The 12,896-nt window shown below is 64.8% G+C and carries 11 protein-coding genes, 1 pseudogene and 1 riboswitch; of the genes and pseudogenes, 6 read left to right on the plus strand and 6 right to left on the minus strand.

The features are described from left to right. Positions 1-25: 25 nt before the first annotated feature. Entirely contained in the window at positions 26-1,735 is a 1,710-nt protein-coding gene (locus HCA61_RS25565) for an alpha/beta-hydrolase family protein (protein ID WP_169691003.1), read from the plus strand. A gap of 107 nt (positions 1,736-1,842) precedes the next feature. Here the strand turns inward: HCA61_RS25565 and HCA61_RS25570 are convergent, their stop codons facing one another. After that, a complete protein-coding gene (locus HCA61_RS25570) occupies positions 1,843-4,638 on the minus strand; it encodes an aconitate hydratase (protein WP_169691004.1) in 2,796 nt (931 codons plus the stop codon). Positions 4,639-4,911: 273 nt separating this feature from the next. Here HCA61_RS25570 and HCA61_RS25575 point away from each other — a divergent pair, with 273 nt between their 5' ends. Further along, a complete protein-coding gene (locus tag HCA61_RS25575; protein WP_169691005.1) occupies positions 4,912-6,093 on the plus strand; it encodes an aminotransferase class I/II-fold pyridoxal phosphate-dependent enzyme in 1,182 nt (393 codons plus the stop codon). 64 nt (positions 6,094-6,157) lie between these two features. Here the strand turns inward: HCA61_RS25575 and HCA61_RS25580 are convergent, their stop codons facing one another. Then, entirely contained in the window at positions 6,158-6,481 is a 324-nt protein-coding gene (locus HCA61_RS25580; RefSeq protein ID WP_169691006.1) for a hypothetical protein, read from the minus strand. Between the two features lie 356 nt (positions 6,482-6,837). On the opposite strand from HCA61_RS25580, the gene idi reads away from it, so the two are divergent. Continuing rightward, the gene (gene idi, locus HCA61_RS25585) at positions 6,838-7,395 is read left to right on the plus strand and encodes an isopentenyl-diphosphate Delta-isomerase (RefSeq protein WP_169691007.1); all 558 of its coding nucleotides are present in this window, start codon (positions 6,838-6,840) and stop codon (positions 7,393-7,395) included. 69 nt (positions 7,396-7,464) lie between these two features. On the opposite strand, the gene HCA61_RS25590 is transcribed toward idi, so the two are convergent. Both HCA61_RS25590 and HCA61_RS25595 read right to left on the minus strand, forming a co-directional pair. Beyond that, complete coding sequence (locus HCA61_RS25590; protein ID WP_169691008.1) at positions 7,465-7,821, minus strand: VOC family protein; 357 nt, start codon at positions 7,819-7,821, stop codon at positions 7,465-7,467. 70 nt (positions 7,822-7,891) lie between these two features. After that, positions 7,892-8,473, minus strand: a complete 582-nt coding sequence (locus tag HCA61_RS25595) for a TetR/AcrR family transcriptional regulator (RefSeq protein ID WP_169691009.1) — start codon at positions 8,471-8,473, stop codon at positions 7,892-7,894. Positions 8,474-8,489: 16 nt separating this feature from the next. On the opposite strand from HCA61_RS25595, the gene HCA61_RS25600 reads away from it, so the two are divergent. Beyond that, positions 8,490-9,575, plus strand: a complete 1,086-nt coding sequence (locus HCA61_RS25600; RefSeq protein WP_240960156.1) for an alpha/beta hydrolase — start codon at positions 8,490-8,492, stop codon at positions 9,573-9,575. 9 nt (positions 9,576-9,584) lie between these two features. Here the strand turns inward: HCA61_RS25600 and HCA61_RS25605 are convergent, their stop codons facing one another. Next, positions 9,585-9,977 (minus strand): hypothetical protein, encoded by a 393-nt coding sequence (locus HCA61_RS25605; protein WP_169691010.1) that lies wholly within the window; start codon positions 9,975-9,977, stop codon positions 9,585-9,587. Positions 9,978-10,002: 25 nt separating this feature from the next. Next, positions 10,003-10,115, minus strand: a riboswitch (SAM riboswitch). Between the two features lie 145 nt (positions 10,116-10,260). On the opposite strand from HCA61_RS25605, the gene HCA61_RS25610 reads away from it, so the two are divergent. Next, positions 10,261-11,124, plus strand: coding sequence for a formate/nitrite transporter family protein (locus HCA61_RS25610; protein WP_169691011.1), 864 nt, complete (start codon positions 10,261-10,263; stop codon positions 11,122-11,124). Between the two features lie 85 nt (positions 11,125-11,209). Next, a complete protein-coding gene (locus HCA61_RS25615; protein ID WP_169691012.1) occupies positions 11,210-11,821 on the plus strand; it encodes a hypothetical protein in 612 nt (203 codons plus the stop codon). A 201-nt stretch (positions 11,822-12,022) separates the two neighbouring features. Here HCA61_RS25615 and HCA61_RS25620 read toward each other — a convergent pair. After that, positions 12,023-12,769, minus strand: a pseudogene (locus HCA61_RS25620) (crosslink repair DNA glycosylase YcaQ family protein); the annotation flags it as partial. Positions 12,770-12,896 lie beyond the last annotated feature (127 nt).

Raw genomic sequence — 12,896 nt, forward strand, 5'->3', positions numbered from 1 at the left:
GCCCGCGCCGGGATACCGTCGGCGGATGACGACCGCATCGGCTCACGCCGGCTCCCCGACCGTCGAACGGCGGCCGTACTTCTCGGTGTTCGGGCTGGATTTCGTCGGTCTCGTGGTCGCGGTGTTCTTCTTCGCGTGGAGCCTGAGTCCGTCTCTGATTCCCCGGGAATGGCTGTACCAAGGCCTCATCAGCGGAATCACGAGCGTCACGGGATACGGAATCGGAGTTCTACTCGCCTATCCGGCGCGCCGCTGGATCGCTCCGCGCCTGACGTGGTGGCGCAGGCGACGCACCGCCCGCATCATTGCGCAGACCGTCGTCGCTGTTCTTGCTCTCATCACGGTGACCGGATCCCTGTTGGTCGCAGCCAGCTGGCAGAACGATATCCGCGCGCTCATGGGCATCGAGGACACCACGTCGTTCGCGTATCTGCGTACCGGACTGGTCAGTGTCGCGGTCTTCGCTGTTCTCCTGCTGATCGGACGCGGCCTGCGCCGCGTGGCCCACGGGTTCGCACGGTTCCTCAGTGCACGGCTACGTATCCCGGTTCCGGCGGCTCACGTGATCGCACCGGCGGTGCTCGCGGTCGCGGCGGTGGTCTTCGTCGACCAGGTGATCCTCGCGAGTACATCGACCGCCGCACGATACGTGTTCGCGTCCGACAACAACAGCACCGACCCGGGTGTCGCACAGCCGCACGAGCCGGAACGCTCGGGCAGCCCTGCGTCGGCATCGTCATGGGACAGTCTCGGCAGGCAAGGACGCACGTTCGCCGACGGCGGCCTCCGGGCCGACGAGTTGACCGAGCTCAACGGCGCGCCCGCCCGTGAACCGATCCGCGTGTACGCGGGCCTGCAGGCCGACACCTCCACCGAATCGCAAGTGCAATCGATCCTCGACGAACTGGACCGGACCGAGGCCTGGGACCGGGAGATCCTGGTCGTGTCAGGAACGACCGGCACCGGGTGGGTGAACCCGGTTGCGGCGGATTCGATCGAGATGATCTACAACGGTGATTCGGCGATCGCCGCGATCCAGTATTCGTTCCTGCCGAGTTGGATTTCGTTCCTGGTCGACGGTTCGGCCGCGAAAGCGGCGGGTGACGCGCTCATCAACGGCGTGCACGAGCGATGGGCACAGCTCCCGGAGGATCGACGTCCGAAGCTGGTGGTGTACGGCGAGAGTCTCGGGTCGCAGTCTGCCGAGGCAGCGTTCGACGACCTCGTCGATCTGCGCGGTGACGTCGACGGTGCACTGTTCGTGGGTCCGCCCAATTCGAATTCGCTGTGGCGGAGCATCATCGCCGAGCGCGATCCGGGTACGCCGGAGGTCCTGCCCGTCTACCACGACGGACTCGAGGTGCGGTTCGCGTCGAACCTCCAGAACCTGGAATCCTCCGACGCGCCGTGGGACGATCCGCGGGTGCTGTATCTGCAGCACGCATCGGACCCGGTGGTGTGGTGGGGTCCCCGGCTGCTGTTCGAGCGACCCGATTGGCTCGCCGAACCCCCGGGTGCAGATCGAGTGCCGTCGATGCGCTGGTATCCGATCGTCACGTTCTGGCAGGTCGCGGCCGACATCATGGTCGGCAATTCACCTCCGGTCGGGCACGGGCACAACTACGAGGATCTCATCCCCTACGGGTGGGCGGCCGTCACGGCACCGGACGGATGGACGGACGCCGACACTCAGCGGGTGGCCGCGGCGATCACCGACATGCAGCCTGACGATTGACCTGCCCGGATACTGCGACCCGGTCTCGTTGCAACACAAGCTCGATCACGGGTCGACCCTCGCCCGTCCCATTCCGGATGAACGGCACCCCGCCGATGCGCGCACCGCTATGTGGCGAGCTGGCGGAGTACGTACTGCAGGATTCCGCCGTGCCGGAAGTACTCCGCCTCTGCGGGGGTGTCGATACGCACCTTCGCATCGAATTCGATGTCCCCCGCCCGCACATGCACGGTCTCGGGTATCGCTTCGGCGTCGGCCAGTCCGGTGATCTCGAATTCTTCCTCCCCGGTGAGGCCGAGGGTCCCCGCCGAGGCTCCATCGGAGAATTGCAATGGCAGCACTCCCATTCCGATGAGGTTCGACCGGTGGATGCGTTCGTACGATTGGGCGATCACCGCGCGCACCCCCAGCAGCAGAGTGCCCTTCGCCGCCCAGTCACGCGACGACCCTGATCCGTACTCCGCGCCGGCCAGCACGACCAACGGTGTGCCGTCGTCCGCGTATTTCTGTGCGGCGTCGTAGATGTCCATCTGTTCGCCGGTGGGAAGGTACCGGGTGACTCCCCCTTCGACGTCGGGGACGAGTTGGTTCCGCAGCCGAATGTTGGCGAAGGTGCCGCGGATCATCACCTCGTGATTGCCGCGCCTCGACCCGTACGAATTGAAGTCTGCGAAATCGACGCCGTGCTCCTGCAGATAACGTCCGGCCGGACTGTCGCGACGGATCGCGCCCGCCGGGGAGATGTGGTCGGTGGTCACGGAGTCGCCGAGGAGTGCCAGGACCCGTGCGCCCGCGATGTCGCTTAGCGGCTCCGGCTCCGCCGGCATCGCGTCGAAGTACGGTGGGCGCCGCACGTACGTCGAGTCATCCTTCCAGTCGAACACTTCACCGGTGGGGACATCGAGGTTTCGCCACGTGTCGTCACCGTGATAGACATCGGCGTAGCCGGATTCGAACATCTCCGAGCGCACGCACTCGTCGATGACGGCCTGAATCTCCTCGGTGGACGGCCAGATGTCGCGCAGAAACACGGGGTTGCCGTCGGCATCGGTACCGAGTTCGTCCTCGAAGATGTCGACGAGCATCGAGCCCGTGAGTGCATACGTGATGACCAGTGGCGGCGAGGCGAGGAAGTTCATCTTCGTCTGCGGATGGATCCGGCCTTCGAAATTGCGGTTTCCCGACAACACCGCCGACACGTTGAGGTCGTGTTCGTCGACCGCGGAGGCGATTTCGTCGAGCAATGGGCCGGAGTTGCCGATGCACGTGGTGCATCCGTATCCCACGAGGTCGAAGCCGAGCTTGTCGAGATACGGAGTGAGCCCCGCACGTTCGTAGTAGTCGGTGACGATCCTCGATCCGGGCGCGAGGGTGGTCTTGACCCACGGTTTGCTGCGCAGGCCCTTGTCCACCGCGTTCTTGGCGAGCAATCCGGCCCCGATCATCACCGAGGGGTTCGACGTGTTCGTGCACGACGTGATCGCAGCGATCACGACGTGGCCGTGGTCGAGCTCGAACTCGGGTCCGTCACCGATGCGCACAGGCACCTTGTTCGACGGTGGGTCTGCCGCGGCGAGATCATCGGGCAGAGGGTCACGAGGTGGTGCACTGGTGTCCTTACCGAAGATCGCGACGGGATCACTCGCGGGGAACGACTCGATCGAACCTTCGTCGAGACCCACTTCCTGCACCTGCGCGACGACGCCGGGCACGTCAGCACCTGCGAGCAGCGCCCCGACCGCCTGGCGTGCAAGAGCCACCGGGATACGGTCCTGTGGCCGTTTGGGGCCGGCGATCGACGGGCGTACCGTCGACAAATCGAGTTCGACGACCTGGCTGTACGCGGGTTCGCGGGCAGGATCGTGCCACAACCCTTGTTCCTTGGCATACGCCTCGACCAGACGAACCTGATCGTCGGAGCGGCCGGTGAGGCGCATGTAGTCGAGGGTGATGTCGTCGATCGGGAAGATCGAGATGGTCGAGCCGTATTCGGGACTCATGTTGCCGATCGTGGCGCGATTGGCAAGCGGCACATTCGCTACACCGGGGCCGAAGAACTCGACGAATTTGCCCACCACGCCGGTCTTGCGCAGCATTTCGGCGACGGTGAGAACCAGGTCGGTGGCGGTGGTGCCCTCCCCCAGTTCACCGTTGAGCTTGAATCCGACGACTTGCGGGATCAGCATCGAGGCGGGTTGACCGAGCATTGCGGCCTCGGCTTCGATTCCGCCGACGCCCCACCCGACGACACCGATGCCGTTGATCATCGGGGTGTGCGAGTCGGTTCCGACCAGCGAGTCCGGGTAGGCCAGCATCTCTCCGTCCTCGGTCTCGCGGGTGAAGACGACGCGACCGAGATACTCGAGGTTGACCTGGTGACAGATGCCGGTGCCGGGCGGTACGACCTTGAAGTCGTCGAATGCGCCCTGCGCCCAGCGCAACAGTTCGTAGCGTTCGCGGTTGCGGGTGAATTCGAGGTCGGTGTTGATGCGGAATGCGTCTTCGGTGCCGAACACGTCGGCGATCACCGAGTGGTCGATGACCAGTTCAGTGGGGATCAACGGATTGATTCGGGTGGCGTCGCCACCGCGGGTCGTCATGGCATCGCGCATCGCGACGAGGTCCACCACACACGGCACACCGGTGAAATCCTGCATGAGCACGCGGGCAGGCGAGAACTGGATTTCGGGGTTGTGCGTGGACGCGGGATCCCAGCCGGCCACGGCCTCGATCTGTTCGCGCGTGACCAGACGTCCGTCCTCGGTGCGCAGGAGGTTCTCGAGAAGGATCTTGAGACTGTAGGGAAGGCGGTCCGACCCAGGGACCTTGTCGATGCGATGGATCCGGTAGTCGATACCGTCGACCGTCAGGGTGTCGCGGGTTCCGAAGCTGTCGTCACTCATTACCGCCTCCAGGGCTGCAGTGCTTGTACGCGTGCGTTCGCGCGGCTCGAACTCCTCGTGTCGATCACCGTGGGAACGCCGTCACCTCGACGCTACGACACATGGCGCAGTCCGTCAGGGAATCTGCCGGGTGACCGCCGGGACGACGGCTACCACCGGGCAACGGCACCGCTCGGCCACCGTGTTCTGAGCAGCCGGCGTCGGGCCCGGCGTTCGTGAACGGGATACTGCGTTCGGGTCCACTCGAACACACCTCGTGAACGGAGTTCTGGCGTGAAGCATGTATCAGCAGGTCGGTCCACCCGGGCGATCCACGGCACCGGCATCACCGATGCCTACGGTGCGCCGCACCTGCCGGTCTACAACACCACGACGTTCTCGTTCGAGAACACCGCTGCACTGCTCGAGGTCGCAGACGGGCACACCGAGGGGCCGCTCTACACGCGCTACGGTCTGAACCCAACGATTTTTGCGCTCGAGGAAACGATGACGTCGATCGAGGGTGCTGAGAGCGCTTTGGCGTTCTGTTCGGGTATGGCCGCTGAAACAGCCTTGTTCGCTCAGTACGGACGCGACGGCATCGTGTGTGTCGGCGACGCTTACGGCGGCACGATGGAACTGCTCACCGCACAACTTTCCTTGCTCGGCATCACCACCACATTCCTCCTCGGCGACGAACTCCACCGCCTGGACGATGTCCTCCGTGGCGGAGCGAAGCTGGTGTTCTTCGAAACGCCCACCAATCCCGCGCTCGGGATCTACGACATCGCGGCGATCGCCGACCTCGCGCACAGTCACGGTGCTCTCGTCGCGGTCGACAACACGTTTGCGTCACCCGTCAATCAGAATCCTCTCGAGTTCGGCGCCGATCTCGTCTCGTACTCGGCCACCAAGTACCTCGGTGGCCACTCCGATGTCACGGCCGGGCTCGTACTCGGGGCTGCCGCGCTCATCGACCCGTTGAAGCCCTGGCGCAAGAGCTTCGGGTCGTGCATCGCACCCGAGGCCGCGGCGTTGCTGTCGCGTAGCCTGCGCACCCTCACCGTCCGCGTCAAACAACACAACGCCAATGCACAGGCGGTCGCAGAAGCGATGGAGGCCGACCCCCGGGTCGCGCGAGTGTTGTACCCAGGTCTCCCGAGTTTCTCCGGGCACATGCTCGCGGCGAAACAGATGACAGGTTTCGGCGGGATCGTGACGATCGAGGTCGCCGCGGACACCGAGACGACAGTACAGGTGGTCGATCGCCTTCAGTTGTTCACTCTCGCCCCGAGTCTCGGCGGAGTCGAAAGCTTGGTGACGCAACCGGTGACCACCACCCACTACGACCTTTCGCCGCAGGAGCGGCTGCGACGCGGTATCACCGGGTCGATGATCCGCTTGTCGGTCGGTCTCGAGGACACCGATGACCTCATCGCCGATCTCACACATGCCCTCGAGGTGGTCACCGTGTGACTGCCCACAGCGGGTAGAGCGGCGTACGAGTCACCGTGGGCCGCCCGGCGACGGCGGTCACGCGTCATCTCGACGGCCGGGCACCCACTGAGCCGAGACGGGCCTCGAAGAACGAGGTCACCCACGCCGAAACGGCGATCGCGAGGCTCAATCCGGTGACGAACAACGGCTGTGCGACAGCGTCGACCAGGCGTCGGTCGTGGGCGCCGGCCCGTACGTTCCCTCCCGGCGCTTCGCGGATGTCACCTGCCGGAATCCACGTGGGGGCGGGGTCCGAGTCCGCGGACCGGAAGTACCACAAGCCGGACGGATAGATCCGGTGTGGACCGGATACTTCGAGATTTCTCCCCTCGTAGCGAGCTGTCATGCTGGGTGTGGGTTTGCTCATGCGATCACGTCCCGTACGTCGGAGGTGGCGGTGCCAGTGAGGCGCCGAATTCGGTGGGTGACGTCTGCGGCAGCTACCACGCCCGAGCGTAGTGGCGGGTCGGTGCGCGTGCAGGGGCGCGGCAGTGCGAGAAGAAACACCCTTATCGTTTCAACGGCGACGCAAACACGGCCAACGGACGGAAACAACAGTTCGGGGAGCCCGCTTCTGTCGGCAGACGTTGTGGTTGTAGGGATTTTGGTGGGGCTTCGAGGTGTGATCGGTGTCGAATCGTCGGATCGAGCCGCCCAGGTAGGCTCGATCCGGCGAATGTCCGACGTCGCCCGATACCCCCGAGCACCCAACGGAGATCCGAGATGACAGCGCGTGCCCACGACGAACTCGTGGTTCTGCTCGACGAGGACGAGCGACCCATCGGAACAGCTCCGAAAGCCACTGTCCACCACACGGACACTCCACTTCACCTGGCATTCTCCTGCTACGTGTTCGATGACGAGGGCCGGGTACTCACGACTCGACGCGCACTGGACAAGATCACATGGCCCGGCGTGTGGACGAACGCGTGCTGCGGTCATCCCGGACCGGACGAATCCCTCGAGGACGCGATACACCGCCGTCTCGAGCAGGAGCTGGGCCTCGCCGTCGACGACCTCACTTGCATCTTGCCGCGTTTCCGCTACCGCGCGACGGCAGCCGACGGGACTGTCGAGAACGAAGTCTGTCCAGTCTTCTGCGCCCGCGCAGTATCCGGCCTCGAGCCCGACCCGTCCGAGGTGATGGACTGGTCGTGGGTGTCATGGGCCGATATGCAGACCGCCGCAACCGTTCCGTGGCTGATCAGCCCGTGGTCGGCCGAGCAGATTCCGCAACTCGCTCGGACCGGCATGGCGCGATGGGTGCACGCCGCGAACTGAACCCAGCCCGTCCGACGGTCGTCCTCGACCGGCGGTGTTGTCCACGACAAGCGCGCTCGCCGAAGGGATTCACGCTTCGGACCACACACCCAGTTCGTTTCCACTCGGATCGACGAAAGTGAACCGTCGCCCTCCCGGGAAGTCGTACGGCCCCGACGAAATCGTGCCCCCGGCCTGTTCGACAGCAGCTACCGAGGCATCGAGGTCGCTCGAGTACAGCAGGACCAGCGGTCCGGCTGTACCCGGTGCGCGCAGAGTCGTGAGCCCACCGACCTCTCCGTCACCTTCTGCGGCACGGATACCGGCGTACTTCGGCCCGTAGTCGTTGAAGTTCCAGCCGAATGCGGTTTCGTAGAACTCACGTGAAGCGGGGAGGTCGGTAGCGCCGAGTTCGATGTAGTCGAATGCGTGATGGGTGTTGACCATGGAACCATAGTGAACCTGCCCACCGACACGGTGAAGTGGCGACGCGTGATCGGCCGGTTCACTCCCGGCTTCATTCCGGACCGAGGTCGATGCTGCGGTCGATCTCCCGACGGACGAGATCGACCGCGGCGTCCGCGTCCATCCCCGCGATCAGCACGGATTGTGTCGCACCGGTACTGACCGCAACCAACCTCACGGCTTCGTTGTGCGCCCTGGCCTCGGAGAGCCCGACGAGACGGAGTAGACGCCCGGCCTCGCCGACGGTCCCACCTGAGGCTTCAGCAAGGAACGATCTGATCCACGGATCGTTCGTCGCTTTCGCGAGGTAGGCATACCAGACCGAGACACCGACACGTGCGGGGGCATTCGTAGGGACCGGCTGGGTGAGCAGTGCTGCGAGGGCCGATCCGGGATCACGGGGGGATCCGTGTTCGCGGTACATCTGTTCGGCGCCGGTGACCATTTCCTGCGCTCCGGCCCGGATCAGATTCTGTTTCGATTCGAAGTAGTGCTGGATCCTGCCGATCGAGACCCCGGCCTCCGCAGCCACCGCGTGCAACGTGACCCCATCGATTCCTCGCTCGTGGATCACTGCCCACAGGGCCCACACAATCTCTTTGCGACGCTCGGCATGGTCGACAACTTTCGGCATGACAGCATTTTACAATATGTCTATACTGCAAAAAGTACTGATACTGGACGATCAGGAGTTGCAGATGAGCGAGTACGCCGCAAGCACAGTTTCCCGAACCGGCCGTCCACCACCCGCTCGCCCGCGCTACCGATGGCTTCGCCGCAGCGCGCTTGCCGTCGTCGCCGCACTCACAGCGCTGGGTGCTGTGAGCGTGCAGCAGTTCTTCTTCGGAGCAGCCGGCGTGGGTCATTTCCGCGACGCAGAGGGACGCCGGACCTACCTCGCGGCGTATGAGCGAGCGATGTCCTCGCTCCCCTCGCCTACATCGACCCACGACCTCGCAACTCGCTTCGGCACAGTTCGCGCCTACGAGTGGAGTTCCCCGGACACCGCGGATACCGTTCCGGTCGTCCTGGTACCGGGCCGGTCGTCGGGTGTTCCGATGTGGGCCGAGAACCTCGCCGACTTCCTACCCCACCGACGGGTCGTCGCTTTCGACGCACTCGGTGATGCCGGTTTGTCGGTTCAGAATGTTCCACTCGCCTCTTTCGGTGACCAGGCCATCTGGATCGCCGACGCACTCGACGCGCTCGAAACCGACACCGTGCACATCGTCGGCCATTCGTTCGGCGGAGCAATCGCAGCAACGTACGCGCAGCATTTCCCGGAGAGGGTCCGGTCGCTGACACTCCTCGAACCGGTTTTCACCTTCGCGCATCCCTCTGCCCGAATGATGGCGTGGACCATGGTCTCGACTCTCCCGTTCCTGCCCGAGTCCTGGCGCACGGCCGCACTCGGCAAGGTAGGCGGGGCAGAGTTCGACCCGAACGACGACATGGCGAAGATGATCGCCGCGGGTTCGGAGCACTTCTCGGCAGCCTTGCCGACTCCTTCTCCCCTGAGCGATGACGAGATGGACGCCCTCGTCATGCCCACCTACGTCGCTATCGCTGAACGCGATTCGCTCGCCGGAGCCGAAACTGCTGCGCAGCGGGCACGAACACTCCCGCGAGCAACCGTCGACGTCGTGCCGAACACCACCCACTCTCTACCGATGCAAGCGAAAGAGATTCTGGCAGTGACTCTTCCAGCGTTCTGGCACGAGTCCGAACAAAGCTGATCCGACGGATCACCGGCCGGGCACGCAGATCGGCGTCGAAACACGCCCTCGCACACAGTCCGTCCAGTGATCAGGTGCGGCAAGGGTGAAGGTCGCAGGCTCATACGGATCAGGGCCCGGCAGGATCAGCACTCGCCACTGCGGAACCCAGACCCCGATCTCCCCGCCAGCGTGGACCGCGGCGGCGATCGCGGTGGTGTCATGGTGACGGAATACGAGTCGTATCCCATCCCAAGATAATTCGACCCCCGAATCGTCCAGAACGCGCACCAGCGCGCCGACACCGAGATCGGAATCGTCGAAAGCCTTACGTGCGCGGGTGTAATGCACCTGGTGCCCGTCGCCGAACGAGGCGCACGGGTGAGCATCTACGTGATCGGCACCGCGAACATGGTCGGTCATGATTTCCTCCGGGTCGGCCCCGGGCGGGGCGCTCGTGCCCGGGCCGGTCGGCCGCGAGCCGCTTCGTCATCCGAGCCACCCGCGAGCGTGGGGTTGGCGTGCCGTCAAGTCGGAGCTTGGCGACGGCATCTCGTGAAGCACCGCCAATATACATGATGGATCGACCTCACAACCCGAGCCACCGCCTGCGGAGGAGAACGCAACGCATCCTTACTGCTCCGAAACGCCACGGTGACCGACCCCGCCGACACTGGTCGGGCACTGTTCGCACCAGGAGGTTGCCGTGTCCTACGTTCCACCCGCCGAGCTGGCCCGCGCGATGGTCGACGCCGGCCAGAGCAAGGTCCTCATGTCTACCCGCGACACCCTGATCAGGGCGTATATGGCCGGTGCGATCCTCACACTCGGGGCGGCATTTGCGATCACTGTCACCGTGCAGACCGGCAACGCCCTCCTCGGAGCTATTCTCTTCCCGGTCGGATTCTGCCTGCTCTACCTACTGGGTTTCGACCTTCTCACCGGGGTGTTCACGATGGTTCCCATTGCATACCTCGACAGACGTCCGGGCGTGACAATCGGGTCGATGCTCCGCAACTGGGGTCTGGTCTTCGTCGGAAACTTCCTCGGCGCCTTCACCGTGGCCGTGCTGATCACCTTCATCCTCACCTACGGTTACTCGATCACACCGGACGCGGTCGGCGAACGTCTCGGTGAGATCGGTGAATCGCGCACTCTCGGGTATGCGGAGCACGGTGCGGCCGGCATGGCGACCCTGTTCTTCCGCGGCATGCTGTGCAACTGGATGGTGTCCACCGGCGTTGTCGCAGCGATGATGTCCAAGAGTGTGCCGGGCAAGGTCATCGTCATGTGGATGCCCGTCATGCTGTTCTTCTACATGGGTTTCGAGCACTCGGTCGTCAACATGTTCCTGTTCCCGTCCGGTCTGCTTCTCGGCGGTGACTTCACCCTCGGTGACTATCTGATCTGGAACGAGATCCCGACGGTTCTGGGCAACCTGGTCGGCGGTGTCGTGTTCGTGGGTCTCGCCCTCTACATCACTCACGTGCGGACGCAACCCAAGCGCGCGATCGGGGCGCCGGCCTCGGACCGTACCCCAGCGTCGGCCAGGACGCCCGAACCTGTGTGATGCAATCCGTGGCTTCGATTCTCCCGACGCACAAGGCCTATCGCGGCAGGGGCAAGGCGGATCACGCCGGCGATACCCTGATCGGATGGCGTCGTTCACCCCGATCTCTCCTGCTCTACTGACCGAACTACTCGCCGAACGTGCAAACGCACGACCGGGCCCGGTCGCCATGGCGATTTCGGCCGCCGACGCCGCAGACCCCATTGGTCTGGCGAGCCGGGTCGTCGTGGCTCTGCGCGCCGCGGGGCGTCCCGCCGACGCGGTGTCACTGCACGATTTCGTCCGGCCTGCCTCGCTCCGTCTCGAACACGGGCACGCCGATGAAGAGAGTTACCGGTCGGGCTGGTACGACTACGACGCGCTGGACCGCGAGGTGGTCTCGTCATTGAAGAGGCGGCATCGCTTTCTGCCGCGGTTGTGGGACGAGGCCACCGACCGGTCGGTGCGAGCGGACCGGGTCGGCGCCTCAGCCGATCACGTGCTTGTCGTGGCAGGACCGATGCTCCTCGGCCGCGGCATCCCTTTCGATGCGACCGTCGACCTGAGGATGTCCCGGGGTGCACTCGAGCGGGGCACTCTCGCCGACGACCGTTGGACGATCTCCCCACTGCTCGCACACGAGGCCGAGGTCTCTTTCGAGGCCGACATCGTGGTGCGCTTCGAACATCCTGATCGGCCTGCACTGCAGGATTGCTGAACTATCCGGCAGCCAGGGCCTTGGCCAGTGGCGAGGGGAACCTCGGCAGCACCCGCACACCTTCCAGCCATTCCTCGAGCCGAGCAGCTTCGGCGGCGAGAAGGCCGATGCTTCCTTTCCTGCGTCCTCGAGCATGTGGAGCCGGACGGCGCCGTCGTCGGATTGCCACCACGTGCCGACGACCCGGCCATCCCACCACGCCGTCGGCCCTGCGTTTCCACTGGTGTCGAAAAGCTGCTGCTTGTACGGGCCGAGGTACCACTCTCGCTCGTACCAGCCCATCGTGGTGGGATCCAGTGACGGCAGCAGCGCGCCCCACGGCTCAGCAGAGGGCGCGGGGTCGACGTCGTCCGGAAGGAGATAGCCGACGCGCCCGTCGAGGTCCACTTCCACAGCCGCGAGTTCGGTCAGCGCACCTCGGACGGCTTTGATCGTCGAGCCGAGCCACCACTTGATGTCGGCTTCGGTTCCCGGCCCGAATGCGCGCAACCACATTTCCACGAGGTCTCGAAGTCCCTCGGATTCGCTTCGCGGTTCGATTTCCTCCCCCAACCACGAGGCAGTACGCACCCAGTTCGGGCGCGAGATTCGCCACGACCCATTGTTGGAGGCTCTGAGCACCTGACCCGAGGCCGAGAGCACCGTCATGACTCGTGGTGCGAAAGGAACCTTTCCGCCCCAGGACTTCCCGACGCCGTAGTCGATCGATGCGTCGAGAACAGGTAGTTCCGAACGCAATTCGGACGCGGTTGCCTCGCGCCCACCTGCCAGGGCAGCGAGGACCCCGGCGGTGGCGTCGTCGAGCCACCGGGCGCCGTCCCGGTTCAGGCCGGCCCGTTCGGCATCTTTGATCACACTGCGGCGCTGAGCGGCTGCAACCCGGTCGCTTGCGCCCGCCTGTGCCGCCGCGAGGGCGGCACGCGGAAACACGAACACGGTGCGACGCATCGCAAGGCGCTTCACCAGCGTGCGATCTGCTTGACTTCCCCCTCCGCGCAAACACGGAGGATTCCTACGCAGCCTCACCAGGTGGTGAGGTCTGTTCGGCGGGTTCCTGCTTCACCGGGTCCGCGCA

This window comes from Rhodococcus sp. HNM0563 (assembly GCF_012726195.1).
Classification (GTDB): Bacteria; Actinomycetota; Actinomycetes; order Mycobacteriales; family Mycobacteriaceae; genus Rhodococcus.